The sequence below is a fragment of the Streptomyces sp. NPDC058955 genome (assembly GCF_042741435.1).
Lineage (GTDB): Bacteria > Actinomycetota > Actinomycetes > Streptomycetales > Streptomycetaceae > Streptomyces.
In genome coordinates this window covers 1-25,398 of the sequence record NZ_JBHYKM010000049.1, presented here as the reverse complement: position 1 = coordinate 25,398, position 25,398 = coordinate 1, and the positions used below count along the sequence as shown (strand labels likewise).

Below are 25,398 nucleotides of genomic sequence, written 5' to 3'. Positions count from 1 at the left end.
GGCCTTACCCGCGCGACCCCCCCCCCGCGCGGCCGCGGCCCCCCCCGGGGGCGCCGTGCCGCGTTTCCGGCCCGGCGGCGCCGATGCGCGGTTTCCGGCCCGGCGGCGCCGTGCCGCCGTTTCCGGCCCGGCGGTGCCGTCGTGCGTTTCCCCGCCCGGCGGCGCCGTGCCGCCGTTTCCGGGTTCCGGTCGCCTAGCGTGGCGTCGACCATGGCCGAACTTCCTACCTTGACCCGTCCATGACATGGCCTCACCCTGTGTCCCGGACACCCGCACCTGTTGTCGCACTCCCCCACACTCCCCACCCAGGAGACACCATGCGACGTCCCCGACGCGGCAGAAGGTCCGCCACCCTCGCGGCCCTCGTGGCGCTCGCCCTCGCGGCGCCCCTCTCCGCCCTCTCCTCACCCGCCGGCGCCGACCAGGTGACCGCGGCCCGGGGCGGCGAGGAGGTGATCCGGCAGTACGAGGTCGCCGGGCCCTCCACCGTCGCCGCCCGCACCGCGCTCACCGCCACCGGCGCCTCGATCGACGAGGTCGACGCCCGGTCGGTCGTGGTCAGCGCCGACGCGCGGCAGCTGGCCCGGATCGAGGCGCTCGGCTACGAGGTCAGCGCCCTGCCGGCACCGCCCGACCGGGGCGAGGCCGGCCGGTCCTCCCTCGGGCCGCTCGACTTCCCCTCCGCCGACGCCAAGTACCACAACTTCGCCGAGATGACGGCGGAGATCGACCAGCGGCTCGCCGCCCATCCGTCGATCATGAGCAAGCGGGTCATCGGCAAGAGCTACCAGGGCCGCGACATCGTCGCCATCAAGATCAGCGACAACGTGGCCGTGGACGAGAACGAGCCGGAGGTCCTCTTCACCCACCACCAGCACGCCCGCGAGCACCTCACCGTCGAGATGGCGCTCTACCTGCTGCGCGAACTCGGCGCCGGATACGGCACGGACTCCCGGGTCACGAACATGGTGAACGGGCGCGAGATCTGGATCGTGCCGGACCTCAACCCGGACGGCGGCGAGTACGACATCGCCTCCGGCTCCTACCGCAGCTGGCGCAAGAACCGGCAGCCCAACTCCGGCTCCTCGTACATCGGCACCGACATGAACCGGAACTGGGACTACAAGTGGGGCTGCTGCGGCGGCTCCTCCGGCACCAAGAGCTCCGAGACCTACCGGGGCGCCGCCCCCGAGTCGGCGCCCGAGGTGAAGGTCGTCGCCGACTTCGTCCGCTCCCGGGTCGTCGGCGGCACCCAGCAGATCAGGGCCGCCATCGACTTCCACACGTACAGCGAGCTGGTGCTGTGGCCGTTCGGCTGGACGACCGCCGACACCGCCCCGGGGATGACCCAGGACGACCGCGACGCCTTCGCCGCGGTCGGCGGCAAGATGGCCGCGAGCAACGGCTACACCGCGGAGCAGTCGAGCGACCTCTACATCACGGACGGGTCGATCGACGACTACCTCTGGGGCAGCCACCGGATCTTCGGGTACACCTTCGAGATGTACCCGACGTCCTCCTGGAACGGCGGCTTCTACCCGCCCGACGAGGTGATCGAGCGGGAGACCAGCCGCAACCGGGACGCCGTGCTCCAGCTCCTGGAGAACGCCGACTGCATGTACCGCTCGATCGGCAAGCAGGCGCAGTACTGCGCGAGCTGACGCTTCGTCAGGAGGTCTCGTCGAAGTAGGCGTCCAGGACCGCGTCCAGCTCGGTCTCCCAGCCCGCGATGCGGCCCCTGTCCGGCGCGACGATCTCGATCGGGTACCAGCGCCGGTCAGGGGTGTGCACGGTGACGGTGAACTTCTTGCCGAAGCGCCCCTTCTCGCTCTCGACGGCGGCGAGCTCGTCCCAGCGGAACTCGCACGCCTCCTCGTCGTAGCTCAGCCGCACGCCCTCGGCGTCGGCGACGATCCGCCCCCGCCGGTCGGCGGCCTCGAAGACGGGGCCGTCGGCCGTCGGCGCCGGCCCGGACGCGGCGTCGTCCTCGACCACGTCCTCCGTGACGACGTCCTCGGGCGCCTCCTCGGGCGCCTCCTCGGACACGGCGACGTCCTCGGTTACGGCGTCCTTCGGCGGGGCCGTCACCCCCGTGAGGCCGGGGATGAATCCCGGGTCGGCCGAAGCGGCGCGCAGGGGCTGCTGTATGGGTCCGTTGCTCTGCTCCACGGCGGCAGTATGGCCGACGCCCCTGTGAGCGGGGCAAGCGGGCTCAGTCGAGGACGGCGAGCGCGTCGATCTCGATGAGGAGTCCCTCGGGCAGGCCGACGTAGACGGTGGTGCGGGCGGCCGGCGGGGCCTTGAGGTCCTGCTCCTCGAAGTACTGGTTGTAGAGCGCGTTCATCTCGGCGAAGTGGTCGACGTCCGTGAGGTAGACGCGCATCATCATCACGTCGTCCCAGCCCGCGCCGCCCTCCTCCAGGATCGCCTTGACGTTGGCGAGGGTCTGGAGGGTCTGCTCGCGCAGGGTCGGGCCGGCCGGCGTCGGCGGCTGCCCCTCGACGGCCGGGAGGAAGCCGACCTGGCCGGCGACCTGGAGGATGTTCCCCTTCCGCACGCCGTGCGAGAACTTCGCGGGCGGGGTGGTGTGGGTCGCGGGGGTGATCGCGGTCTTCTCAGTCATCTGCGGATTCCTCGGATTCCTTCGGGGGGTTGATGCCGGAGTAGTCGTGGCTGATCGCCTCCGCCGTGCGGCGCACCAGCGGCAGCAGGGCGAGCAGTTCCTCGGCGGTGACGACGACGTTGGGCGCCGAGACCGACATGGCGGCGACGACCCGGCCGTCGGCGCCGCGGATCGGGGCGGCGACGCAGTTGATGGACTCCTCGTGGCCGCCGAGGTCGGTGGCCCAGCCCTGCTCGCGGACGGTCGCCAGTTCCTGGAGGAAGGCGGCGGCGTCGGGGGTCGAACGGGGGGTGTAGCGGGGGTAGTCGAGCTTGGCGGCGAGGGCGCGCCGCTCGGGCTCGGGCAGGTCGGCGAGGAGGAGTTTGGCGACGGCGGCGACGGTGATCGCGACGGGCTTGCCGATGCGCGAGTACATCCGGACGGGGTAGCGGCTCTCGACCTTGTCGATGTACAGCACCTCGCCGTCCTCGTGCACGGCGAGGTGGACGGTGTGCCCGGTGCGCTCGTTGAGGGCGGCGAGGTGGGGGTGGGCGATCTCGCGGACGTCGAGGTTCTCGACGGCCTCCTGGGCGAGGGCGAAGAGGCGGGCGCCGAGGCGGTAGCGCTGGTCCTGCTGCCGGTAGACGAGGCCGTGCTCGTGCAGGGTGCGCAGCAGGCGCAGGGCGGTGGACTTGTGCACGCCGAGCCGGTCGGCGACCTGGCCCAGGTCGGCGGGGCCCTGTGCGAGCAGCGGCAGGATGCTGAGCGCGCGGTCGACGGTCTGGCTCATCGGGTACGTACCTCCTCGTCGGCCTCCGTGCCGGCGGACGTCCACCCGGGGCCGAGGTGCAGTCTCCCCCAGTCCCCGTCGCCGAGCGCGACGAGCCGGTCGGCCCGGCCGCGCGCGGGCGGCGCGGCGAGGTCGCCGGGGGCGGTGAGCACGGCGGCGGCGGCGAGGTGGGCGTGGCGGAGGCGGGCGGTGGTGGGCAGGCCGCGCAGGAGGGCGGAGAGGTAGCCGGCGGCGAAGCCGTCGCCCGCGCCGACGGAGGCGAGGACGTCGACGCGGGGCGCGGGGACGACGGTGACCGCGTCGGCGGCGCGCGCCGCCGCGTCCGCGTGGGCCGTGTCCGGGACCTCGGTCGCTTCGGTCGCTGCGATTCCTTCACGCATGCCGGTCGCCGCGTCAGGTCGTTCGAAGGCCGTCGCCGGGCCCTCGCCGCCCTTGACGACCAGGACCGCCGGCTCCGGCAGGAGGGCGCGGACGGCGGCGGGGTCGGCGGTGCCCCAGAGGCGTTCGGCCTCGTCGGCGCCGACCAGGACGAGGTCGGCGCGGGCGGCCAGCTCCCGGAGCACCTCGGCGGCGTCGTCCTCGCGCCACAGTCCAGGCCGGTGGTTGACGTCGAAGGAGATCAGGGGGCGGCCGGGGCGGGGGGCGGTGAGGGCGTGGAGCAGCGCCCGGCAGGTGGGCGAGAGGGCGGCGGTGATGCCGGTGAGGTGGAGGATCCTGGTGTCGGCGACGGTCTCGTACGGGACGGTGTCCGGTGACATCGCGGAGGCGGCGGAGCCGGCGCGGTAGTAGACGACCTCGTGGGCGGGGGTGGCGCGGTCGGCGTCGGTGCGGAAGTAGACGCCGGTGGGCCGGTGCGGGTCGCGGCGGACGGCGCCGACGTCGACTCCGTACGCTGCGATGGTGTCGAGCAGGTGGTCGCCGAAGCCGTCGGTGCCGACCCGGCCGACCCAGCGGGCGCGGTGTCCGGCGGCGGCGAGGGCGCAGGCGACGTTGGACTCGGCGCCGCCGATGGCGCGGGTGAAGGCGGGGACGTCGGCGAGTCGGCCCGGGCGGGTGGGCAGGAAGGTCACCATGGACTCGCCCACGCAGACGACGTCGCACGACGGTCCGGGCACGGTCACAAGGTCACGCTCCTGCGGGTCCGCGGGTCTGCGGGTCTGCGGTACGGCTCCGGGTCCATTGACCCGGCCTCGGCCCGGATGTTAGACAGCGGTGAGCGATATACGCAATGGGCGTTGCATGCAATGCAACGCCTTGGAGGAGGGATCCATGCCGACCGACCTGTCGGACGAGCGCGTCGACCACCGCTTCAAGGGCCTGCCGCCGGACGCGGACGGCCTGACCGTCGGCGAGCTGGCGGCCCAGCGCCGGTCCCTCTTCACCGGCGGCTTCACCACCCCGGTCCTCGCCCTCTCCGCCGAGTCCGTCGAGCACAACCTGCGCGCCCTGGAGGAGTACGCCGAGCGGCACGGCCTGGCCTTCGCCCCGCACGGCAAGACCTCGATGGCCCCGGTCCTGTTCCGGCGCCAGATCGAGCACGGCGCCTGGGGCATCACGGCCGCGGTCCCCCACCAGGTCCGGGTCTACCGCGCCCACGGCGTCGACCGGATCTTCCTCGCCAACGAGGTGGTCGACCCGGTGGCGCTGCGCTGGCTCTCCGCCGAGCTGGACGCGCACCCGGACTTCAAGCTGGTCTGCTACGCCGACTCGGTGCGCGGGGTCGAGCTGATGGACGAGGCGCTGCGGGCGGCCGGGGCCCGCCGGCCGCTGGACGTGGTGGTGGAGCTGGGCGCGGGCGAGGGGGCCAGGACCGGCGCCCGTACGGAGGCGGAGTGCGCGGCCGTCGCCGACGCGATCGCCGCGACCACCACCCTCCGGCTGGTCGGCGTCGCCGGGTACGAGGCCGAGGTGCCGGGCGCCGACGGGGAGTCGGTGCGCGGCTGGCTGCGCCGGCTGACCGGGCTGGCCGCCGCCTTCGACAAGGAGGGGCGCTTCGACCCGGCCGTCGGCGAGATCGTGGTCAGCGCGGGCGGCAGTGCGTGGTTCGACGCGGTCGCGGACGTGTTCGCGGAGATCCCGGAGCTCTCCCTGCCCGTGCTGAAGCTGCTGCGCTCGGGCGCGTACGTGTCGCACGACGACGGCCAGTACCGGGAGCGGACGCCGTTCAACCGGATCCCCGAGGAGGGCGCCCTCCAGCCGGCGTTCCGCCTCTGGTCGCAGGTGGTGTCGCGGCCGTCCGCGGGGCAGGCGTTCACCAACGCGGGCAAGCGGGACGCCGCGTACGACCTCCACCTGCCGGAGGCGCAGGTGGTGCGCTCGGCCCGGACCGGCGAGATCCGGCCCGCCGACGGGGTCACGGTGACCGCCCTCTCCGACCAGCACGCCTGGCTGGCCACCGGGGACGGGGCGGACGTGGAGGTCGGCGACTGGGTGGGGATGGGGCTGTCGCACCCGTGCACGTCCTTCGACAAGTGGCAGCTGATTCCGCTGGTCGAGGCGGACGGCACGGTCGTCGACTACGTCCGCACCTTCTTCTGACGGGGGGCCGGGGATGCGGGATCTGGTCTTCCGGGACGCCGAGGTCGTCGACGGCTCCGGCGCGCCCTCCTACCGGGCCGACGTGGCGGTCGAGGGGGGCAGGATCGTCTCGATCGTGAAGGAGGCCGCGGCGGCCGGCTGCCAGCGGCCCACCGCCACCCGGATCGTCGACGCGGAGGGCCTGGTCCTCTCCCCCGGCTTCGTCGACATGCACGCCCACAGCGACCTCGCGCTGCTCCGCGACCCGGACCACAGCGCGAAGGCCGCGCAGGGCGTGACCCTCGAAGTGCTGGGCCAGGACGGCCTGTCGTACGCGCCGGTGGACGACCGCACCCGGGAGGAGGTGCGGCGGGCGATCACCGGCTGGAACGGCGGCGGCCCCGGCGACACGACCGTGGACCTGGACTGGCGGACGGTCGGCGGGTACCTGGACCGGCTGGACACCGCGCACGGCGGCGAGGGCATCGCGGTGAACGCCGCCTACCTCGTCCCGCAGGGCACGGTCCGGATGTACGCGATGGGCTGGGAGGACCGGCCCGCGACCCCGGCCGAGCTGGACCGGATGCGGCGGCTCGTCGCCGAGGGCCTGGAGCAGGGCGCGGTGGGCATGTCGTCCGGCCTCACCTACACCCCCGGCATGTACGCCCCCGACGCCGAACTCACCGAACTGTGCCGGGTGGTGGCCTCGTACGGCGGCTACTACTGCCCGCACCACCGCAGTTACGGGGCGGGGGCGCTGCGCGCGTACGAGGAGATGATCGCGCTGACCCGGGAGGCGGGCTGCGCGCTCCACCTCGCCCACGCCACCCTGAACTTCGGGGAGAACGAGGGCCGGGCGCCGGAGCTGCTCGCCCTGCTCGACCGGGCGCTGGACGCGGGCGCCGACCTCAGCCTCGACACGTACCCGTACACCCCCGGCTGTACGACCCTGCTGGCGCTGCTCCCGTCGTGGGCGCAGGAGGGCGGCCCGGAGGCGGTGCTCGGGCGGCTCGCGGACGGGGCGGTGGCGGAGCGGATCCGGCACGACCTGGAGGTGACCGGTTCGGACGGCTGCCACGGGGTGCCGGTCGACTGGGGGACGGTCGAGGTCTCGGGCGTCACGGATCCGTCCCTGGGATCCCGGGTGGGCCGCCGGCTCGCCTCCTGGGCGGAGGCGCGCGAGCTGCTGCTCGCCGACCGGCTCGGGACGACGATCCTCCAGCACGTGGGGCACGAGGAGAACGTGCGGGCGATCATGCGGCACCGGGTGCACACCGGCGGCTCGGACGGCATCCTCCAGGGCGCGAAGCCGCATCCGCGGGCCTACGGCACCTTCCCGGAGTACCTGGGCCGCTATGTGCGCGAGGAGGGGGTGCTGTCGCTGGAGGAGTGCGTGGCCCATCTGACCTCGCGGCCGGCGGCCCGGCTGCGGCTGCCGGACCGGGGTCTGGTGCGGGAGGGGTACGTGGCGGACCTGGTGCTCTTCGACCCGGCGACGGTCGCGGCGGGAGCCACCTACGACGCGCCGCGCACGCTCCCGGTGGGCATCCCGCACGTGCTGGTCGACGGCCGCTTCGTGATCGAGGACGGCCGCCGCACGGACGTCCTCGCGGGCCGGGCGATCCGCCGGACGCCCGTCTAGCGGACCGCGCTCCCCGCCGGGCGGCGGCCGCCGAGGCCGTCGGCCGCGGCGGGCCACCGGTCCCGCCGGAGCCACACCGCGCCGAGCGCGAGGACGACGCCGGCGGCGACGAAGCCGTACCAGGGGGTGTGGCCGGCGGGCTGGGTCTCGTACACGAGGGCGGCCGAGACCACGGCGAGGAGCTGCCCGGCCCGGCTGTGCCAGGCGACGGCCGCGACGGCGGCCGTGCCCCACAGCAGGTACCAGGGCTGCACCATCGGCGAGAGCGCGACCAGGGCCACCAGGGAGTAGCCGAGCCCGAGGACGGGGTCGAGCCGCCCCCGCCAGGCCCGCCACGCCAGCAGGCAGATGATCACGGCGGCGGCGAGCAGCCCCAGCTTCTGCACCACGGCCTTGACCGGCTCGGGGTCGTCCGCGACCAGTGTGCCGAGGGCGAGGCCGAGGTCGCTGGTGAGGGAGAGCGGGGTGTGGATGGCCCCGGCGACGGACTGCGTCCGCAGCCAGCCGAAGCCGGTCCCGGCGAGCAGGCTCGCCCCGGCGGCCACCGCCCCGGCGACGGCCGGGGGAAGGACCAGCCCCTTCAGGAGGCCGTCCCGGCGGGCGACGACCACCGCGACGAAGAGGAGCGCGACGGCCGCCGGCGACTTCACCATCACGGCGCAGCCGATGAGCACGCTGCCCAGGACCCACCGCCCGCGCACGGCGAGCAGCACCCCGCCGAGCATCAGCCCGGCCATCAGCCCGTCGTTGTGCGTCCCGCCGACGACGTGGACGAGCAGCAGCGGGTTGAGGACGGCGAGCCAGAGCGCCCCGTCGCCCTTCCCGAAGCCGCGCACCGCCCACACGAGCAGCGCGACCGCCGCGACGGCGACCAGCCGCAGCAGCAGCGCGGCGGGGACGACGGCGCCGCCGGTGAGCTTCACGACCGCCTCGGCGAGCAGCAGGAAGACGGGCCCGTACGGGGCGGGGGTGTCGGTCCAGTTCCCGCCGACGCTCGCCGCCGCGTCGGCCCCGAGCTCCCCGGGGCCGAGCACCGAGGGGCCGGAGCCGTAGACGTCGTGCCCCTCCAGGACCATCGCGCCCTGCGCGATGTAGCTGTACACGTCGGCGCTGTGCAGCGGCGGGGCGAACAGCAGCGGCGCGCCCCAGGCGGCGAGCGTCCCGAGCGCGCCCGGGGCGGCGCCGCGCGCGAGCAGCACGCCGTACCGCCACCAGGCGGCGACGAGCAGGGTGAGCCCGAGGGCGGCGAGGACGGCTCCGGCGGTCTCGGTCGCGGAGGCGCGCGGCGCCCACAGGGACCCGCCGCCGATCACGGGCAGCGCCCCCGCCGCGTACCCGCCGACGGTCACGGCGAGCGCTCCGCCCGCCCCGAGCCACCGGCATCCGGAACCACTCACCACCCACATGTCGGCCAACCTACCTGGCGGCCTGCCGCTCCCCGACGGCCGTACGGTCCAGGGTCGCGGTCGCCGTGCCGGTGCGCTGCATCCGGTGCCAGCGCAGCCGGCTGCCGAGCAGGGCGGTCACCACCGACTGCACCACGACCAGGTACATCAGCTGCCGGTAGACGACGATCTGGAGCGGCAGCGTCCAGATCGGCTCGAAGCGTTCCTTGTCGAGCCGCAGGGCGTAGACGGCGGTGCCGACCTGGACGGCGGTGAAGCCGAGCCAGACGCCGAGGGCCTGGCCGACGTCCTGGAAGAGCAGGCCGTAGACGGCGAAGACGTCGACGAGGGGGGCGAGGAGCGGCAGGACGGTCTGGAAGAGCAGCAGGTAGAGCAGGCCGCGGCGGCCGAGCTTGCCGGACTGGCCGCCTTCGATGACGGCCCTGCGGTGCTTCCACATCGCCTGGAGGGTGCCGTAGCACCAGCGGTAGCGCTGCTTCCAGAGCTGCCGGACGGTGGCGGGGGCCTCGGTCCAGGCGATGGCCGACTCCTCGTAGACGACCCGCCAGCCGTCGCGGCAGAGCGCCATCGTGAGGTCGGTGTCCTCGGCGAGGGTGTCCTCGCTGACCCCGCCGACGCGGGCCAGGGCCTGCCGCCGGAAGGCGCCGATGGCGCCGGGGACGGTGGGCATGCACTCCAGGACGTCGTACATGCGCCGGTCGAGGTTGAAGCCGATCACGTACTCCAGGTGCTGCCACCGGCCGAGGACGCCGTCGCGGTTGCCGACCTTGGTGTTGCCGCTGACGGCGCCGACCCGGGGGTCGGCGAGCGGCTGGACGAGGCGGCGGACGGCGTCCGGCTCGAAGACCGTGTCGCCGTCGATCATCACGACGAGGTCGTGGTGGGCCCAGGCGAGGCCGGTGTTGAGGGCGGCGGCCTTCCCGGCGTTGGGCTGGCGGACCACCATCACCCGCGGGTCGTCGATGGACTCGGCGATCTCGAAGGTGCGGTCGGAGGAGCCGTCGTCGATGACGACGACCTGGAGGGTCCCGTAGGTGGAGGCGAGCAGGGACCGCACGGTCGCCTCGATGCCCGCCTCCTCGTTGTAGGCAGGGACGAGGATGGAGACCGGCTCGGTGACCGGGGGCAGCCGCGGGGCGCCCCGGCGCCGCTTGGTCCGGGTGCGGCGCACATGGACCCGGGCGACGCCGATGAGGAGCACGAGCCGGACGGCGGTGATGACGCCGGCGACGACGAGCAGCCCCGTCATGGCGTCCGCGAAGCCCCGGGACAGGCCCTGGGCCTGGATGACGGCGGCGCCCTTCCACTCGGCGAGCACCGACACCGGGTAGGTGGTGTCGCTCATGGAGAGGGCCTGGCCGACGGTGGTGTGGCGGGTGGTGCCGGCGGCGGCGAGCAGCTTCTCGGTCTCGTCGACGGCCTCGGCGGAGCCGGTGAGCTGGAGGACGGATTTCCCGTCCGCGCCGACCACGACGTATCCGGCGGAGGCGGCCCGGCGGGCGGCCTCCCACTGGCCGGCGCAGAAGGCGGCCGGGGCGGCCGTGTGCGGCAGTCGCAGCAGCCGGGTGCCGAGCCCCGAGGTGCCGGCGAGGACGTTCTGGGCGAGCGAGAGCTCCAGGTCGGCGCGGACGGCGGTGACCTGCGCCAGGTCGACGTCGGTGTACGTGTGGGAGCCCAGCTCGTGCCCGTCGGCGACGATCCGGCGGACCAGGTCGGGGTGGGCGGCGGCGTCGGCCCCGGAGAGGAAGAAGGTGGCCTTGGCGTCCCGCGCGTCGAGCACGTCGAGCAGCCGGGGCGTCCAGTCGGGGCTGGGCCCGCCGTCGTAGGTGAGGGCCACGGTCCCGGTGGCGGGTGCGGCGCTGCGGACGGCTCCGGTCGCGTCGACCTGGAGCACCGGCCCGGCGTCGCGGGCCTCGGGCGCGGCGGGGCAGGAGCCGGGGGCGGCGGGCTCGGTGGCGGCGATCTCGTGCCGCCCGTACCCGGCGAAGACGAGCGCGGTCGCGGCGACGAGCAGCGTCAGACAGAGCAGCACCCAGTGGGCGCGCGGGTCACGGCGCAGCGCGTGCCGGCTGCGGGGGGAGGCGGGGGCCGGGGCGGGGCCGGGGTCGTACGCGGGCATCGGCTCGTGGGCGGGTATCGGCTCGTACGCGGGCATCGGCTCGTACGCGGGTATGTGCTCGTACGGCGGCGGTGCCTGCTCGTACGGCTGGGGTGCCTGCTCGTACGCCGATGTGTGCTCGTACGGCGGTATGTGCTCGTACGGCGGCGGGACCTGTCCGTACGACTGCCCGTACCCGGGGGCGTACCCGTGGGTGTGGTCGTACGACGTGGGCTCCGGCTCGTACGGGTCGCGGTTCACCGGGGCCGCTTCGTGGCGCCGGGGGCGTTGCCGGACTTGCCGGGGTTCGTGTCCTCGCCGGTGGCGCCGCCGGTCGCGGTGGGCGTCGGATCCGCGTCGGCGGAGGGCGCGGTGGTGGAGGGCGTCGCGGAGGGCTCCGTCGCGGCGGTGGTGGTGGGCGCGGCCGACGGGGAGGCCGAGGGGGACGGGTCGCCGCCGCCGGTGCGGGCGGGCCGCGCGGTGGGGGCGGTGGGCGAGCCGTCCGGGGAGCTGGTGGCCTCCGGGTCGGGCTGGATGAGCGCCGGCGCGTCCCGCTTGTCGTCGTCGGACCAGGGCAGCGGACCGCCGGTGGGCCCGGCGCCGAACATCCCCGCGACGACGATCGCGAGGAAGCCGACGCAGACGACGCCCACGCCGGCCGCGCCCCACCGCATCACGCGGCCGCGCCGCCCCGAGGTGTCGACGAAGACGCTGTTGTCCTGGTGGCTCATGGGCGCGCATTGTAGGGAGCGTGTAAGAACGGTGCGAGTCGAGTCACAAACCGGACGGATTCCCGGCCGGTGCCCCTGCGAGGTTCGTCCCGACGTGTCCGAGAACACGAGGCGTCCGGTCCTCCCCCGCCGTAAGCTCTCGTCATGCAGGTGATCCAGTCGACGAAGCTCGCCAACGTCTGTTACGAAATCCGCGGCCCGGTGCTCGAAGAGGCGATGCGGCTCGAAGCCGCGGGTCATCGCATCCTCAAGCTCAACACCGGCAATCCGGCCGCCTTCGGTTTCGAGTGCCCGCCCGCGATCCTGGAGGACGTCCTCCGGAACCTCTCCGAGGCGCACGGCTACGGCGACGCGAAGGGCCTGCTGTCCGCCCGCCGGGCGGTGATGAGCCACTACGAGACCAAGGGGATCCACCTCTCCGTCGAGGACATCTACCTCGGCAACGGCGTCTCCGAGCTCATCCAGATGGCGATGCAGGCGCTGCTCGACGACGGCGACGAGGTCCTCGTCCCGGCCCCGGACTACCCGCTGTGGACGGCCTCGGTCTCCCTCGCGGGCGGTACGGCGGTGCACTACCGCTGCGACGAGCAGTCGGACTGGATGCCGGACCTGGCCGACATCGAGCGGAAGATCACCGACCGCACCAAGGCGATCGTGATCATCAACCCGAACAACCCGACCGGGGCCGTCTACGACGACGAGATGCTCCGCTCGCTCACCGAGATCGCCCGCCGGCACGGTCTGGTCGTCTGCTCGGACGAGATCTACGACAAGATCCTCTACGACGGCGCCACCCACACCCCGACCGCGGCGATCGCCCCGGACCTGCTCTGCCTCACCTTCAACGGGATGAGCAAGAACTACCGGGTGGCCGGCTTCCGCTCCGGCTGGCTCGCGGTCTGCGGCCCGAAGCACCACGCCTCCTCGTACATCGAGGGGCTGACGATCCTCGCCAACATGCGCCTGTGCGCGAACATGCCGGCCCAGCACGCGGTGGCCGCCGCGCTCCAGGGGCGGCAGTCGATCGAGGACCTGGTCCTGCCGGGCGGCCGGCTCCTGGAGCAGCGGAACACGGCGTACGAGCTGCTGACCGCGATCCCGGGCGTGACCTGCGTGAAGCCGAAGGGCGCGCTGTACCTGTTCCCGCGCCTCGACCCGAACGTCTACAAGGTCAAGGACGACCGGCAGATGGTCCTGGACCTGCTGCGGGCCGAGAAGATCATGGTGGTGCACGGGACGGGCTTCAACTGGCACGAGCCGGACCACTTCCGGATCGTGACGCTGCCGTCGGTCGCGGACCTCACGGACGCGGTGACGCGGATCGGACGCTTCCTGGACGGCTACAGCCAGCCCTGAGGCCCCCGCGCCCGGACGAAGATCCGGACCGAACTCAACTTTAGACAGGATCTAAACTAGCCGCTAGGATGATCTCCGAGCAGTCAGGAGGCCGTCCCCATGTACGAACCGATCCGCACCAAGTCGGTCCACACGACGGCCGGCGACCCCGGCACCTACCCGCACCGCTCCCGCGAGGAGGAGCTGGACATCCAGCTCGCCGGCCACCTCGCCGCCCTGCTCGCCGTGACCGACGAGCTCGGCGACGGCGAGGGCGGCGAGCTGATCGCCCGGCAGGTGGCCCGCCTCCGCGGCGCGCCGCCCGCCCGCCACGCCGGGCTCTCCGGCGCCTCCCCCGAGGCGCTGCACCGCAAGGCGCACGCGCTGGCGGGCCGCGCCCTGGTCGTCGCCGCCTCCCGCGCGGACACCGCGGCCGCGATCCTCGCGGCCGAGCGGATGGACGCGCACACCGCGGCCCTGACCGGGGACCCCCTGGTCGCCGCCCCCTGACGGCCCCGGGCCGCGCGGCACGAACCGCGCGGCCCGGGAGCCACCCAACCCGCCGGCGCGGCCCTCCGCCGCCTCCTCGGCCGCTCGCCCTTCCGGCGGGTTCCCCTCCGGTTCACTACCGGGATCGTCACTTCACCCCCCGTCCACCCAACTCCCCCTGGAATGTGGGTTTCCGCGAGCACTCTGCCCGCGTGAGACGCATTCTCGGAATCGTCCTGGCCGTCCTGCTCCTCGGCGGCGTGGCCGCCGTCCTCGTGACGGGCGGCGATCAGGACAAGGGCACGGCAACGAAGACCGTGCGAGGAGTCATCGGCTCGGAGAAGAGCGAGTTCTTCGCCGACCCCGACGTCGTGAAGGCCCTGGCCGCCCAGGGCCTCACCGTGCGGACCGAGACCTCCGGGTCCTGGGACATGGAGCAACTCCCCCTGGAGGGATACGACTTCGCGTTCCCGTCCTCGAAGGGACCGGCCGACGAACTGCGCGCCAAGGCCACCGACAAGGCCGCCGCCGCACCGCTGCGCCCCTTCTACTCGCCGCTGGTGGTGGTCGCCCACAGCAACGCCGCCCGGGTGCTCGCCGACAACGGCCTGGCCACCCTCACCGCCCGCGGCACCCGCGGCATCCTGAAGATGGACGCCTACCTGGCCGCCGCCCGCGCCGACCGCAGCTGGCAGCAGCTCAAGGGCGCCGGCAAGCACGCCGAACTGAGCGGCACGCTCTTCATCACCTCCACCGACCCGGTGGCCTCCAACTCCGGCGCGCTCTACCTCGCCGCCGCGAGCTACGTCGCCGACGGCGGCCGGGTCGCCGACGGCAAGGAGGCCGTCGGCCGCACCGCCCCGCTGCTGCGCAAGCTCACCCAGGTGCAGGGCGCCCAGCAGACCGGCTCCGACGCCCCCTTCCGGGACTTCGTGAGCGGCGTCGGCAACCCCCTGGTCCTCGTCTACGAGTCCCAGGTCGCCTCCCAGCTCCTCGCCGACCGGCCGATGGGCGACCTCGTCGTCCTCTACCCGGACACCACGGTCAACAGCGACCACACCCTCGTCCCGCTCACCCCGGGCGGCAAGGAGCTGGGCCGGCTGCTCTCCGAGGACCCGGAGCTGCGCCGCCTCGCCGTCCGGCACGGCTTCCGGCCGCAGGGCGCCTCGCCCGAGTTCACCGAGGCCACCGGCAGGCACGGCGAATACCTCAACCAGACACTGACCGGGGTCCGCCAGGCGCCCGTGCCCACCGGCGCGGTGCTGCGCGACATGGCGCGGCGGGCCCGTGACCAGGGGGGCACCGCATGACCGAGCACACCGATCCGCGCGCCGGCCGGCAGCCCGGGAACCCGTACGCCGGGGCGCCGGAGTCCACCTTCGTCCTCACCCCGCCCGAGCACGACACCCCGCTCGTCCTCACCCCGCCCGCACCGGCCCCCGTCGTCCGCGCCGAACAGGCCGCGGGACTGGTGCCGCTGGACGAGGCGGTACGGACGGAGATGTCCCGCCGGGCCGAGGAGTACGTCGGCTCGCTCTCCGGACTCGACCCGCGCTCCCCGGAGTTCGCCGGCCGCATCGGCGAGATCGCCGCCCTCGGCTCCGGCGAGATGCGGGCCGCCGCCCAGCAGTCGAACCGGATGCTGGACCGCACCGTCCGCTCGCTCGGCCAGGGCGGCGGCGACGCCTCCGCCCGCGTCGGCTCCTCGCTCGTCGAACTCCGGCGCACCGTCGAGGACCTGGACCCCCGGGACGCCCCCGGCAAGGGCCTCAAGGGCCTGCTGTCGAAGCTGCCCGGCGGCAACCGGTTCCGCGACCACGTCGCCAAGTACGCCTCCTCCCAGGCCACCCTCAACCGGATCGTCGGCTCGCTCCGCGGCGGCCAGGACGAACTCCGCCGCGACAACGCCGCGTTGCAGACCGAGCGGGCCAGGCTCTGGGAGACCATGGGCAAGCTCCAGGAGTTCGCCGTCCTCACCGAGGCCCTCGACGCGGCCGTCGAGCAGCGGATCGCCGGCACCCACGACCCGGCCCAGGCGGACGCGCTCCGCGCCGACGTCCTCTTCCCGGTCCGCCAGAAGCACCAGGACCTGCTCACCCAACTCGCCGTCTGCGCCCAGGGATACCTCGCCATGGACGTGGTCCGGCGGAACAACGACGAGCTGATCAAGGGCGTCGACCGGGCCGCGACGACGACCCTGTCGGCGCTGCGGATCGCGGTGATGCTCGCCTCCGCCCTGGAGAACCAGCGCAAGGTCACCGAGCAGGTCAACGTGCTCCGCTCGACCACCGAGGACCTCATCCGGGGCAACGCCGAGATGCTGTCCACCCAGGCCGGCGAGATCCAGCGGATCGCCGCCGACCCGGCCGTCGGCGCGGAGACCCTGCGCACCGCCTTCCAGCAGATCTACCGGACGCTCGACGCCATCGACACGTACAAGGTCCAGGCGACCGAGGCGATGGCGGCGACCGTCTCCTCCCTCACGAACGAACTCCAGGAAGCGAGCGCCCACTTGGACCGCAGCCGCCGCACGAGCGCGCTGGAAGGCGGCAGCCCGGCATGAGACCCCGCACCGCCTCGGCCCGGCTGCTCGCCGCCCTCGCGCTCGGCCTCGCCCTCACCACCACCGCCGCGTCCTGCTCGACCCCGGACGGTTCGACCGGCGGCCAGGGCTCCGGCCGTCCGAAGGGCGACCCGACCGCGCCCGCTGCCCCCGGCACCCTCCGGGTCCTCGCCTCCTCCGAACTCGCCGACATGGCACCGGTCCTGGAGGACGCCCGCAAGGCCACCGGCGTCACCGTCCGCACCACCTACGCGGGCACCCTCGACGCCGTCGAGCAGATCGCCTCCGGCCGGGCCGAGAAGGAGTACGACGCCGTCTGGCTCTCCTCCAACGACTACCTCAGGCTCCGCCCCGACACCGCCGGCCGGATCACCAACGAGACCCCCGTGATGACCTCCCCGGTGGCGCTCGGCGTCCGCCCCGAGGTCGTCACCCGGCTCGGCTGGGACCCGAGGAAGGTCACCTGGTCGCAGCTCCACCAGGCGGTCGCCGCCGGGAAGCTGACGTACGGCATGACCGACCCGAAGCGGTCCAACTCCGGTTTCTCCGCGCTCGTCTCGGTCGCCTCGGGCCTCTCCGGCGCGCAGTCCGCGCTCAGCGAGCAGGACGTCGAGAAGGCGACCCCGAAGCTCCGCGCGTTCTTCACCGGCCAGAAGCTCACCTCGGGCTCCTCCGGCTGGCTCGCCACCGCCTACGGCCGCCGCACCGACGTCGACGCGCTCGTCAACTACGAGTCGGTGCTGCTCTCCGCGCCCGGGGCGCTCACCGTGATCCGCCCCTCCGACGGCGTGGTCACCGCCGACTACCCGCTCACCCTGCTCACCGCCGCCCCCGCCGGGGCGAAGGAGTCCGCCCAGCGGCTCACCACCTACCTCCGCACCCCGGAGGCGCAGCGCCGCATCACCGAGACGACCCTGCGCCGGCCGGTGGTCGCCGGCGTGGCCCCGTCGCCCCGGCTCGACCGGGACCTGCGGCGCGAACTGCCGTTCCCCGGCAGCCGGTCCGTCGCCGACGGCCTGCTCGACGCGTACGACAACACCCTCCGCAGGCCCTCCCGCACGGTCTACGTGCTGGACACCTCCGGGTCGATGGCCGGCGAGCGGCTGACCCGGCTGAAGGAGGCGCTCGCCGAGCTGACCGGGGACTTCCGGGACCGCGAGGAGGTCACCCTGATGCCGTTCGGCAGCTCCGTGAAGACCGGCGAGGTGCGCACGTACACGGTGGACCCGAAGGATCCGGCGAAGGCCCGGGACGCGATCCGCGCCGACGCCGGGCGGCTGACCGCCTCCGGCGGCACCGCGATCTACTCCAGCGTCACCGAGGCGTACCGCAGCCTGGGCGCCGCTCCCCGCGACACCTTCACCTCGGTCGTGCTCATGACGGACGGGGAGAACACCGACGGGATGGAGGCCGGCGCGTTCGACGCCTTCTTCCGCGGTCTGCCGGCCGAGCAGCAGCGCACCCCGGTCTTCCCGATCCTCTTCGGCGACTCCGACCGGGCCGAGCTGGAGCACATCGCGGAGCTGACCGGCGGCAAGCTCTTCGAGGCGGCGCAGGGCTCCCTCGACGGCGCCTTCGAGGAGATCCGTGGCTACCAGTAACCCCGTGCTCCGCTACGCGGAGAGCCGCAAGAACCTCACCGGCTGCCTGTGCGGCCTGGCCGGCCTCGGCATCGGCCTCACCGGCGCGGCCGGCGGCCTCTGGCCGCTGGTGGTGATCGGCCTGTACGGCGCGGGCGCGCTGATCGCCCCGCCGGAGCGGCCCGACACCCCGGACTTCCCCAGCGCCGACGAGCAGCTGGAGTCGCTGCGCGCGGACCACGCCACCCTGCGGGAGTACCTGGCGGAGGTGGAGCTGCCGGCGGAGGCGCGGGAGCGGCTCGACGAGCTGGACGCGCTGTTCGACGCGCTGCTCGAACCGGGCTGGGTCAGCGACCCGGAGCACCTCCACGTGCTGGCCCGGGCGGTGCGGCAGGACGTGCCGGAGGCGGTCGACGCCTTCGTACGGACCCGCTGGTGGTCCCGGGTGACCCCGGGCGCCGAGCCGCCCGAGCGGCATCTGGAGCGGCAGCTGGCCGCGCTGCGGGAGGAGGCGGGCCGGATCGCGGCGGCCCTCCAGGAGGCGGAGGAGCTGCGCCAGCGGGCGCACACCCGCTATCTGGAGGACAGGGGCGCGTAGGAGATGCGCCGGCCCCGGAGCCTGAGGGGGCTCCGGGGCCGGATGCGTCGTGGTGAACCGTCGTGACCCCACTGGTCAGGGCGGTATGTCGGGGCAGCCCACCACGAGTCTCGATACTGCTACGGGATCAGCCCAGGCGCTCGACCAGCGCGCGGTACTCGTCCCACAGCTCCTTCGGCGTGTGGCTGCCGAAGGTCTCCAGGTGCGCGGGGACCAGGGCGGCCTCCTCGCGCCAGACGTCCTTGTCGACGGTGAGCAGGAAGTCCAGGTCCTCCTCGGCCAGGTCCAGGCCGTCGGTGTCCAGGGCCGTCTTGGTCGGCAGGACGCCGATCGGGGTCTCGACGCCCTCGGCCTTGCCGTCGAGGCGCTCGACGATCCACTTGAGGACGCGGCTGTTCTCGCCGAAGCCGGGCCAGACGAACTTGCCGGCGTCGTTCTTGCGGAACCAGTTCACGTAGTAGATCTTCGGCAGCTTCGCGGCGTCCGCGGTGGCGCCGACCTTGACCCAGTGGGCCATGTAGTCGCCCATGTTGTAGCCGCAGAACGGCAGCATGGCGAAGGGGTCGCGGCGCAGCTCGCCGACCTTGCCCTCGGCGGCGGCGGTCTTCTCGGAGGCCACGTTGGCGCCGAGGAAGACGCCGTGGTTCCAGTCGAAGGACTCGGTGACCAGCGGGACGGCGGAGGCGCGGCGGCCACCGAAGAGGATCGCCGAGATCGGCACGCCCTTCGGGTCCTCCCACTCCGGCGCGATGATCGGGCACTGCCCGGCCGGGACGGTGAAGCGGGCGTTCGGGTGGGCGGCGGGCGTCTCGGACGCGGGCGTCCAGTCGTTGCCCTTCCAGTCCGTGAGGTGCGCGGGCGCCGTCTCGGTCATGCCCTCCCACCACACGTCGCCGTCGTCGGTGAGGGCGACGTTGGTGAAGACGGAGTTGCCCCACATGGTCTTCATGGCGTTGGCGTTGGTGTGCTCGCCGGTGCCGGGCGCGACGCCGAAGAAGCCGGCCTCGGGGTTGATGGCGTAGAGGCGGCCGTCCTCGCCGAAGCGCATCCAGGCGATGTCGTCGCCGATGGTCTCCACGGTCCAGCCGGGGATGGTCGGCTCCAGCATGGCGAGGTTGGTCTTGCCGCAGGCGGACGGGAAGGCGGCGGCCACGTACTTGGCCTCGCCCTGCGGCGGGGTCAGCTTCAGGATGAGCATGTGCTCGGCGAGCCAGCCCTCGTCACGGGCCATGACGGAGGCGATGCGCAGGGCGTAGCACTTCTTGCCGAGGAGCGCGTTGCCGCCGTAGCCGGAGCCGTACGACCAGATCTCGCGGGTCTCCGGGAAGTGCGAGATGTACTTGGTGGAATTGCACGGCCACGGCACGTCCTCCTGGCCCTCCGCGAGGGGGGCGCCGAGGGTGTGGACGGCCTTGACGAAGAAGCCGTCGGTGCCGAGCTCGTCGAGGACGGCCTGGCCCATGCGGGTCATGGTGCGCATGGAGACCGCGACGTACGCGGAGTCGGTGATCTCGACGCCGATGGCGGAGAGCGGGGAGCCGACCGGGCCCATGCAGAAGGGGACCACGTACATGGTGCGGCCCTTCATGGAGCCGCGGAAGATGCCCTCGGAGCCCGCGAAGAGCTCCTTCATCTCCGCCGGGGCCTTCCAGTGGTTGGTCGGGCCGGCGTCCTCCTCCTTCTCGGAGCAGATGAAGGTGCGGTCCTCGACGCGTGCGACGTCGGTCGGGTCGGAGGCGGCGTAGTACGAGTTCGGGCGCTTCACCGGGTCGAGCTTCGTGAACGTGCCCTTGGCGACCAGCTCCTCGCAGAGGCGCTCGTACTCGGCCTCGGAGCCGTCGCACCAGACGATGCTGTCCGGCTGGGTGATCTCGGCGATCTCGTTCACCCAGGAGACGAGCTCCTGGTGCTGGGTGGGAAGGGGAGCCGCGTTGTCGCGCGCCACGATTGCTCCTTGTAGAGGGGTGTATTCCGCTGTATGCCCCGTGGGGGCTGCGACCCGGATGCGTCGTAGCTGCTCATCCGGTGCCGACCGCACTCATTTGATCATCCGCTGCGGACGCCCATATGTCCAGGGGGGTGCACACGTGAGCATCGCCACTCATATCCGGGACCTACGGGCGCGTAGGTACGATTCCGTGTCATGACTGCAGCCACACCGGAAGTGACACCGGTCGAGCCCGACCCGATCGCCCCGACCCCGTCGCTCCCACTGAAGCCACGGCTCAGAGGCTGGCTGCACGCGGGCATGTTCCCCGCCGTGATCGTCGCGGGTCTGGTCCTCGTCGCCCTCTCCGACTCCCCGCGCGCCCGGATCGCCTGCGGGATCTACGTGCTGACCGCCTGTCTGCTCTTCGGCATCAGCGCGCTCTACCACCGGGGCAACTGGGGCCCGCGCGGCGAGGCGGTGCTGCGCCGCCTCGACCACGCCAACATCTTCCTGATCATCGCGGGCACCTACACCCCGCTCACCCTGCTGCTGCTCCCGGACTCGACCGCGAAGCCGCTCATGTGGGCGGTCTGGGCCGCCGCGGCCGCCGGCATCGCCTTCCGCGTCTTCTGGGTCGGCGCCCCCCGCTGGCTCTACACCCCCTGCTACATCGCGATGGGCTGGGCCGCCGTCTTCTTCCTCCCCGACTTCATGCGGACCGGCGGCATCGCCGTCCTGGTCCTGGTGATCGTCGGCGGACTGCTCTACAGCGCCGGCGGCATCATCTACGGCATCAAGCGCCCGAACCCGTCACCCCGCTGGTTCGGCTTCCACGAGGTCTTCCACTCCCTCACCCTCGCCGCCTTCATCGTCCACTACGTCGGCATCTCCCTGGTCGCCTACCAGTCCTGACCAGGCAGAATGGACCCATGTCCACGGGCCTGAGGGAACGGAAGAAGGAGCGGACCCGCGCGGCGATCCGCCGGGCCGCGCGGGCGATCGCCGCCTCCCACGGCTGGGAGGCGGCCACCATCGAGCGCATCGCCGCCGAGGCCGAGGTCTCCCCCTCCACCGTCGTCCGCTACTTCCCCGTCCGCGAGGACATCGTCCTCACGGACGACTCCGACGACCGCCTCGAAGCCCTGCTGCGCGCCCGGCCCGCCGGCGAGGACCCGCTGGAATCGCTCCGCGCGGTCCTCACCGAGGCCGTCGGCACCGCCCTGGAGGCCGACCCTGAGGAGATCCGGCTCCGCGCCCGGCTGATGGCCGGCACCCCCGCCGTCCGCGCCCGGCTCACCGAGACCACCGCCGAGACCGGCCGCCGGCTCGCCCGCGCCCTCGCCGACCGCACCGGCCGCGCCCCCGACGACCTGGAGGTACGGGTCTTCACCGCGGCCGTCCTCGGCGCGCTCCGCGAGACCACCCTCTACTGGGCCGAGCGCGGCCTCACCGAGGACCTGATGGCGCTGCTGCACCGCGCGGTCGACACCCTCAAGGCCGGGCCGGCGCTCCCAGCGCGCCCCTGATCACCTCGGCCGACCGCGGATTGTCCGCACACCCCCACACCCCGTGCGGGCAGTAGTCGGTCACCGTCTGGTAGACCGGCCGGTAGGCGGCGAACCAGTCGAGCATCCCCCGCACGTACGCCGGGTTGTCCCCGTTCCGGAAGAGCCCCCACTCCGGGTACGAGACCGGCTTGCCGTGCGCCCGGGCGAAGGCCACGTGGTGCGCGAGCCCGTACTCCTCGCTCACCTGCTCCTCGAAGGAGACCCCCTCGGGCTGGTCGTAGGCGTCCATCCCGATGATGTCGACGACGTCGTCCCCGGGGTAGCACTCCGGCCACGGCACCGCGTCCCGCCCCCGGCTCGGCGTGAAGTCGAAGCGGAACCGCTGCCCCGCAACCCCGCGCAGTGCGGTGACCGCCGACCGCCAGTACGCCTTCCAGGCCGTCGGGTCCGGCCCGCAGCGGTGCCCGTAGGTGGTGCCGTTCATCTCCCAGCCGAGGACCAGGATCGCGTCGCCGAGCCCGTGCTCCACCAGCCGCTCGCCGAGGGTCCTGAAGTGCCCGTCGAAGGCGCCGGCCGCGCCGCGCCGCAGCCCGTCCCGCACCTGCGCGTCGCTCAGCCCGGCCTCGTTGCGGTCCATCATCGGCACGTTCAGCACGAAGAGCCGGTCCGGCCGCTCCGCCTTCCACCGGGCCCAGGGCGCGAAGAGCGCCGGATGCCCCTCGATGTTGGTCCAGCGGTCGCCCGGCAGATAGGTGTGCCCGACCCGCAGCTCGCCGCCGCCCAGCCAGCTCTCCACCCCGGAGATCCGCCGCACCCCCTCCTCGTCGGAGCCGGTGAAGAAGCCGGACGGCACCCGGGGCAGCGGTACGGGATCGGCCGCGGCCCCGGTCCCGGTGTGCCGCTCGCCGGGCGCGAGCCGCCCGGGCACCAGCAGCAGCGCGAGAACGGCCGCGAGCAGCACCAGGAGTGCGGCCCACGGCCGGACGGGCGACCGGCTCACCTCAGCCGGTCCAGAAGTCCCACCAGCGGGTCAGGATCAGCATCCCGATGATCCCGAGGTGCAGGACGGGCAGGGCGAAGGCGAAGTCGCCGAGGAAGCCGCGCACCGCCGCCGGCGCGGGCAGCAGCCCGGCGCGCACGTTGTGCGCGGTGACGTACCAGAACATGGTGATCGTCGCGGTCCAGGCGAGGCAGCACCACAGGCAGAGCGCGTTGATCTCGTACAGCGACTGCTGCATCAGCCAGGTGCAGAAGCCGACGCCGAAGAGCATCCCGCCGTTCAGCCCGAGCCAGAACCAGCCGCGGTACCGGGCCCCGGCGAGGAGCCCGGCGCCGATGGCGACGACGACGCCGTAGGTGACGAGCCCGAGCAGCGGGTTGGGGAAGCCGAAGACCGCCGCCTGCTCGCTCTTCATGATGTTCCCGCAGGACACGACCGGGTTCAGGCTGCACCCCGGCTGGAAGCCCGGGTCCTCCAGGAGCTTGAACTTGTCGATCGTGATCACCCACGCGGCCAGGATCCCGGCCGCGCCGGTGACGACCAGCAGCAGGCCGAGCGCCCGGCTCGCGCCGACCGTCCCATCCCGCCACCGGCCGGCCTCCGCCGGGCCGTCCTCCTGCCGCTGACCCGGTACACCGCCGCGTACCCCGAGCGTCGTCATCGCGCCGCCCCTTCCGTTCAGCCCTGCACGCGCCGGACCGGCAGCATGACGTGGGCGCAGTCCGCGAGGGTCGCCTCGTCGGAGACGAAGGCGCGCAGCCGGTCCTCGTCCACCGGCTGCCCGGGGACGCCCTCGGCCCAGGGGCGCACCGAGCAGAGGAAGTAGACCTTGCCGCTCTCGCGGGCGGCGGCCTGCCACTCGGCGGGCACCGGGCACTGCACCTTCAGGAAGGGCAGCGTGAGCGCGGCGGTGCCGGCCTCGACGAGCAGCGTGGCACTGATCCCCGCGTCCTTCTCCAGGTCGAAGAGCCGGTCGCCGACGGAGAGGCCCATGGCCTCCAGGGCCGCCCGCAGCGCCTGCTGACCGGCCTCCGGCCCGTCGCGGCCGTCGCCGAGCGAATACGCCATGAGGAAAGGCGTGCCGGCGGATTCGGCGGTGGCTTCGCTGGACCACGGAATCACCGTGAGCGTGCCCAGCGGAGAGACGCTGCGCGCCTCGGAAAGGACGTGGGGAGTGGTCATGGAACGGGATGCTAGTGGGGCAACCACCCTTTCCCCGTACCGAATTCACTCATCCGGCCGACATTCGCCCGCTCGAACTCCCGGCCGCAACGAACACGGGTTTTCATCGTTGTGCCCTGAGGCCCCCTTGTCGACACCAGGAGATCGCCGATGCCTTTCCCGCGCCGTGTCGCCCTCCGGTCCCTGTTCGCGCTGGCCGTCACCGCCGCCACGGGCGGCGCCCTCGGCCGCATCGCGGCGCGTGGCGGAGCGACCGACCCGTACGCCTTCGACGAGATGTACGCCGGCCGCCGGATCCGCGGGCTCACCGGGCCCGGGGGCGAGCCGGTGGCCCTGGTGGACGGCCGGCCGCTGCATCTGATGCGGTGCGCCGACGGCGGCTGGGTGAGCCCGCTCGACCACTACGAGTCCTGCCCGACGCCGCTCGCCGCCACCCGCGCGGCCGTGGACGCCGCGGGGTCGGCCCCGCTCTCCCGGTACGCGGCGGGGCACGGCCTCCACTCCGACCCGACGGGAGGGAACCAGCGTGGTGTACACGCGTAAGAACCAGCGCGACCTGACGACGACGGAGCGCCGCAGGTTCGTGGCCGCGGTGCTCGAACTGAAGCGCCGCGGGCAGTACGACGAGTTCGTCCGGATGCACATCGACCATTACGTGGCCGACGGCGCCGGCCGGCTGCGGACGGCCCACATGGCGCCGAGCTTCCTGCCCTGGCACCGGAAGTTCCTGCTGGAGTTCGAGCGGGCGCTGCGCCGGATCGACGCGTCGGTGACGGTCCCCTACTGGGACTGGACCCGGGACAACACCCCGGCGTCCTCGCTCTGGTCGGAGGACTTCCTGGGCGGCAACGGCCGCCGCTCGGACCTCCAGGTGACCACCGGTCCCTTCGCGTACGCCAAGGGGCGGTGGCCGGTGAAGCACGCGATGACCGAGATCTCGTATCTGACCAGGGACTTCGGCCGGCCGCGGGATCCGGTGGCGCTGCCGACGGCGGCGCAGCTGGACGAGGTGATGCGGGAGCGGACGTACGACACGGCGCCGTGGAACTCGACCAGCCCGTCGGGTTTCCGCAACCGTCTGGAGGGGTGGGCGTCGGGCACGGGCAACGAGCGGTTCCGGATCCACAACCGGGTGCACCGCTGGGTGGGCGGCCTGATGCTGGGCGGCGGCTCGGTGAACGATCCGGTGTTCTGGCTGCACCACTCCTTCGTGGACCTGGTGTGGTCGCGGTGGCAGCAGCGCAATCCGGGGGCCGCGTATCTGCCGGCGGAGCCGCCGCCGCTGGGCGACTCCCAGTACCGGAAGGTGGTCGCCCGGCACCAGCCGATGGCGCCGTGGGGCGTGACGCCGGCGGAGATGTTCGACCACAGCCTGATCTACCGGTACGCCTGACGGGCGGGCCCGGACATGGGCGTCCCCCCGGCCC

The 25,398-nt window shown here is 73.4% G+C and carries 24 protein-coding genes; 13 read left to right on the top strand and 11 right to left on the bottom strand.

Features of this window, described 5'->3' with window-relative positions; translation table 11 throughout:
• The first annotated feature begins 317 nt into the window (after positions 1-317).
• A complete protein-coding gene (locus ACFW1I_RS20020) occupies positions 318-1,661 on the top strand; it encodes a M14 family metallopeptidase (RefSeq protein WP_384671606.1) in 1,344 nt (447 codons plus the stop codon).
• 7 nt (positions 1,662-1,668) lie between these two features.
• On the opposite strand, the gene ACFW1I_RS20015 is transcribed toward ACFW1I_RS20020, so the two are convergent.
• The 4 genes from ACFW1I_RS20015 to ACFW1I_RS20000 are packed head-to-tail and all read right to left on the bottom strand — an operon-like array spanning position 1,669 to position 4,465.
• The gene (locus ACFW1I_RS20015; RefSeq protein ID WP_384671604.1) at positions 1,669-2,169 is read right to left on the bottom strand and encodes a hypothetical protein; all 501 of its coding nucleotides are present in this window, start codon (positions 2,167-2,169) and stop codon (positions 1,669-1,671) included.
• Between the two features lie 43 nt (positions 2,170-2,212).
• Positions 2,213-2,623: a RidA family protein gene (locus tag ACFW1I_RS20010; RefSeq protein ID WP_384671602.1), complete on the bottom strand. Its 411-nt coding sequence runs from the start codon at positions 2,621-2,623 to the stop codon at positions 2,213-2,215.
• The gene (locus tag ACFW1I_RS20005; RefSeq protein WP_384671598.1) at positions 2,616-3,392 is read right to left on the bottom strand and encodes an IclR family transcriptional regulator; all 777 of its coding nucleotides are present in this window, start codon (positions 3,390-3,392) and stop codon (positions 2,616-2,618) included. Before ACFW1I_RS20005 ends, ACFW1I_RS20010 begins: the two co-directional genes overlap by 8 nt.
• Entirely contained in the window at positions 3,389-4,465 is a 1,077-nt protein-coding gene (locus ACFW1I_RS20000; protein ID WP_384671684.1) for a sugar kinase, read from the bottom strand. The genes ACFW1I_RS20005 and ACFW1I_RS20000 overlap by 4 nt, the downstream gene beginning before the upstream one ends.
• 196 nt (positions 4,466-4,661) lie before the next feature.
• Here ACFW1I_RS20000 and ACFW1I_RS19995 point away from each other — a divergent pair, with 196 nt between their 5' ends.
• Entirely contained in the window at positions 4,662-5,930 is a 1,269-nt protein-coding gene (locus tag ACFW1I_RS19995) for an alanine racemase (RefSeq protein ID WP_384671596.1), read from the top strand.
• Between the two features lie 13 nt (positions 5,931-5,943).
• Positions 5,944-7,551: an amidohydrolase family protein gene (locus ACFW1I_RS19990; RefSeq protein WP_384671594.1), complete on the top strand. Its 1,608-nt coding sequence runs from the start codon at positions 5,944-5,946 to the stop codon at positions 7,549-7,551.
• On the opposite strand, the gene mptB is transcribed toward ACFW1I_RS19990, so the two are convergent.
• From mptB to ACFW1I_RS19975, 3 genes are all read right to left on the bottom strand, one after another.
• Positions 7,548-8,900, bottom strand: a complete 1,353-nt coding sequence (gene mptB / locus ACFW1I_RS19985) for a polyprenol phosphomannose-dependent alpha 1,6 mannosyltransferase MptB (protein ID WP_384671591.1) — start codon at positions 8,898-8,900, stop codon at positions 7,548-7,550. The two genes, ACFW1I_RS19990 and mptB, sit on opposite strands and share 4 nt — an antisense overlap.
• A gap of 67 nt (positions 8,901-8,967) precedes the next feature.
• Entirely contained in the window at positions 8,968-11,316 is a 2,349-nt protein-coding gene (locus tag ACFW1I_RS19980) for a glycosyltransferase (RefSeq protein WP_384671590.1), read from the bottom strand.
• Positions 11,313-11,786 (bottom strand): hypothetical protein, encoded by a 474-nt coding sequence (locus tag ACFW1I_RS19975; RefSeq protein ID WP_384671587.1) that lies wholly within the window; start codon positions 11,784-11,786, stop codon positions 11,313-11,315. The genes ACFW1I_RS19980 and ACFW1I_RS19975 overlap by 4 nt, the downstream gene beginning before the upstream one ends.
• 144 nt (positions 11,787-11,930) lie before the next feature.
• Here ACFW1I_RS19975 and ACFW1I_RS19970 point away from each other — a divergent pair, with 144 nt between their 5' ends.
• From ACFW1I_RS19970 to ACFW1I_RS19945, 6 genes are all read left to right on the top strand, one after another.
• A complete protein-coding gene (locus ACFW1I_RS19970; protein WP_384671585.1) occupies positions 11,931-13,142 on the top strand; it encodes a pyridoxal phosphate-dependent aminotransferase in 1,212 nt (403 codons plus the stop codon).
• A gap of 99 nt (positions 13,143-13,241) precedes the next feature.
• Positions 13,242-13,631, top strand: a complete 390-nt coding sequence (locus ACFW1I_RS19965) for a hypothetical protein (protein WP_384671583.1) — start codon at positions 13,242-13,244, stop codon at positions 13,629-13,631.
• A 164-nt stretch (positions 13,632-13,795) separates the two neighbouring features.
• Complete coding sequence (locus ACFW1I_RS19960; protein ID WP_384671581.1) at positions 13,796-14,920, top strand: hypothetical protein; 1,125 nt, start codon at positions 13,796-13,798, stop codon at positions 14,918-14,920.
• Positions 14,917-16,173, top strand: coding sequence for a toxic anion resistance protein (locus ACFW1I_RS19955; protein ID WP_384671579.1), 1,257 nt, complete (start codon positions 14,917-14,919; stop codon positions 16,171-16,173). The genes ACFW1I_RS19960 and ACFW1I_RS19955 overlap by 4 nt, the downstream gene beginning before the upstream one ends.
• Positions 16,170-17,774, top strand: coding sequence for a substrate-binding domain-containing protein (locus tag ACFW1I_RS19950; protein ID WP_384671577.1), 1,605 nt, complete (start codon positions 16,170-16,172; stop codon positions 17,772-17,774). The genes ACFW1I_RS19955 and ACFW1I_RS19950 overlap by 4 nt, the downstream gene beginning before the upstream one ends.
• Positions 17,761-18,351 (top strand): hypothetical protein, encoded by a 591-nt coding sequence (locus tag ACFW1I_RS19945; protein ID WP_384671575.1) that lies wholly within the window; start codon positions 17,761-17,763, stop codon positions 18,349-18,351. The genes ACFW1I_RS19950 and ACFW1I_RS19945 overlap by 14 nt, the downstream gene beginning before the upstream one ends.
• A gap of 127 nt (positions 18,352-18,478) precedes the next feature.
• Here ACFW1I_RS19945 and ACFW1I_RS19940 read toward each other — a convergent pair whose 3' ends face one another.
• Positions 18,479-20,296: a phosphoenolpyruvate carboxykinase (GTP) gene (locus ACFW1I_RS19940; RefSeq protein ID WP_384671573.1), complete on the bottom strand. Its 1,818-nt coding sequence runs from the start codon at positions 20,294-20,296 to the stop codon at positions 18,479-18,481.
• A gap of 198 nt (positions 20,297-20,494) precedes the next feature.
• Here ACFW1I_RS19940 and ACFW1I_RS19935 point away from each other — a divergent pair, with 198 nt between their 5' ends.
• Both ACFW1I_RS19935 and ACFW1I_RS19930 read left to right on the top strand, forming a co-directional pair.
• Positions 20,495-21,193 carry a hemolysin III family protein gene (locus ACFW1I_RS19935; protein WP_384671570.1) on the top strand — a complete coding sequence of 233 codons (699 nt, stop codon included), beginning with the start codon at positions 20,495-20,497 and terminating at the stop codon, positions 21,191-21,193.
• Positions 21,194-21,210: 17 nt separating this feature from the next.
• On the top strand, positions 21,211-21,807 hold the full coding sequence (locus ACFW1I_RS19930) for a TetR family transcriptional regulator (protein WP_384671567.1): 597 nt from the start codon (positions 21,211-21,213) through the stop codon (positions 21,805-21,807).
• Here the strand turns inward: ACFW1I_RS19930 and ACFW1I_RS19925 are convergent.
• From ACFW1I_RS19925 to ACFW1I_RS19915, 3 genes are read right to left on the bottom strand one after another with little or no spacing between them, the layout of a single operon-like run.
• On the bottom strand, positions 21,773-22,789 hold the full coding sequence (locus tag ACFW1I_RS19925; RefSeq protein WP_384671565.1) for a glycoside hydrolase family 26 protein: 1,017 nt from the start codon (positions 22,787-22,789) through the stop codon (positions 21,773-21,775). The two genes, ACFW1I_RS19930 and ACFW1I_RS19925, sit on opposite strands and share 35 nt — an antisense overlap.
• A gap of 1 nt (position 22,790) precedes the next feature.
• Positions 22,791-23,450 carry a vitamin K epoxide reductase family protein gene (locus ACFW1I_RS19920; RefSeq protein ID WP_384671563.1) on the bottom strand — a complete coding sequence of 220 codons (660 nt, stop codon included), beginning with the start codon at positions 23,448-23,450 and terminating at the stop codon, positions 22,791-22,793.
• Between the two features lie 17 nt (positions 23,451-23,467).
• Entirely contained in the window at positions 23,468-23,971 is a 504-nt protein-coding gene (locus tag ACFW1I_RS19915; RefSeq protein WP_384671562.1) for a DUF5949 family protein, read from the bottom strand.
• A 150-nt stretch (positions 23,972-24,121) separates the two neighbouring features.
• Between ACFW1I_RS19915 and ACFW1I_RS19910 the strand changes: the two genes are divergently transcribed.
• Positions 24,122-24,514 (top strand): tyrosinase family oxidase copper chaperone, encoded by a 393-nt coding sequence (locus tag ACFW1I_RS19910; protein ID WP_384671560.1) that lies wholly within the window; start codon positions 24,122-24,124, stop codon positions 24,512-24,514.
• Complete coding sequence (locus ACFW1I_RS19905) at positions 24,498-25,364, top strand: tyrosinase family protein (protein ID WP_384671557.1); 867 nt, start codon at positions 24,498-24,500, stop codon at positions 25,362-25,364. Before ACFW1I_RS19910 ends, ACFW1I_RS19905 begins: the two co-directional genes overlap by 17 nt.
• Positions 25,365-25,398: the final 34 nt, after the last annotated feature.

Excerpts from the sequence above, each read along its gene's own strand:
- ACFW1I_RS20010 (WP_384671602.1), bottom strand. The coding sequence starts at position 2,623 with ATGACTGAGAAGACCGCGATCACCCCCGCGACCCACACCACCCCGCCC.
- ACFW1I_RS19995 (WP_384671596.1), top strand. The coding sequence starts at position 4,662 with ATGCCGACCGACCTGTCGGACGAGCGCGTCGACCACCGCTTCAAGGGC.
- ACFW1I_RS19975 (WP_384671587.1), bottom strand. The coding sequence starts at position 11,786 with ATGAGCCACCAGGACAACAGCGTCTTCGTCGACACCTCGGGGCGGCGC.
- ACFW1I_RS19930 (WP_384671567.1), top strand. The coding sequence starts at position 21,211 with ATGTCCACGGGCCTGAGGGAACGGAAGAAGGAGCGGACCCGCGCGGCG.
- ACFW1I_RS19915 (WP_384671562.1), bottom strand. The coding sequence starts at position 23,971 with ATGACCACTCCCCACGTCCTTTCCGAGGCGCGCAGCGTCTCTCCGCTG.
- ACFW1I_RS19965 (WP_384671583.1), top strand. The coding sequence starts at position 13,242 with ATGTACGAACCGATCCGCACCAAGTCGGTCCACACGACGGCCGGCGAC.
- ACFW1I_RS19920 (WP_384671563.1), bottom strand. The coding sequence starts at position 23,450 with ATGACGACGCTCGGGGTACGCGGCGGTGTACCGGGTCAGCGGCAGGAG.
- ACFW1I_RS19935 (WP_384671570.1), top strand. The coding sequence starts at position 20,495 with ATGACTGCAGCCACACCGGAAGTGACACCGGTCGAGCCCGACCCGATC.
- ACFW1I_RS19950 (WP_384671577.1), top strand. The coding sequence starts at position 16,170 with ATGAGACCCCGCACCGCCTCGGCCCGGCTGCTCGCCGCCCTCGCGCTC.
- ACFW1I_RS19990 (WP_384671594.1), top strand. The coding sequence starts at position 5,944 with ATGCGGGATCTGGTCTTCCGGGACGCCGAGGTCGTCGACGGCTCCGGC.
- ACFW1I_RS19955 (WP_384671579.1), top strand. The coding sequence starts at position 14,917 with ATGACCGAGCACACCGATCCGCGCGCCGGCCGGCAGCCCGGGAACCCG.
- ACFW1I_RS20020 (WP_384671606.1), top strand. The coding sequence starts at position 318 with ATGCGACGTCCCCGACGCGGCAGAAGGTCCGCCACCCTCGCGGCCCTC.
- ACFW1I_RS20005 (WP_384671598.1), bottom strand. The coding sequence starts at position 3,392 with ATGAGCCAGACCGTCGACCGCGCGCTCAGCATCCTGCCGCTGCTCGCA.
- ACFW1I_RS19910 (WP_384671560.1), top strand. The coding sequence starts at position 24,122 with ATGCCTTTCCCGCGCCGTGTCGCCCTCCGGTCCCTGTTCGCGCTGGCC.
- ACFW1I_RS20000 (WP_384671684.1), bottom strand. The coding sequence starts at position 4,465 with ATGGTGACCTTCCTGCCCACCCGCCCGGGCCGACTCGCCGACGTCCCC.
- ACFW1I_RS19970 (WP_384671585.1), top strand. The coding sequence starts at position 11,931 with ATGCAGGTGATCCAGTCGACGAAGCTCGCCAACGTCTGTTACGAAATC.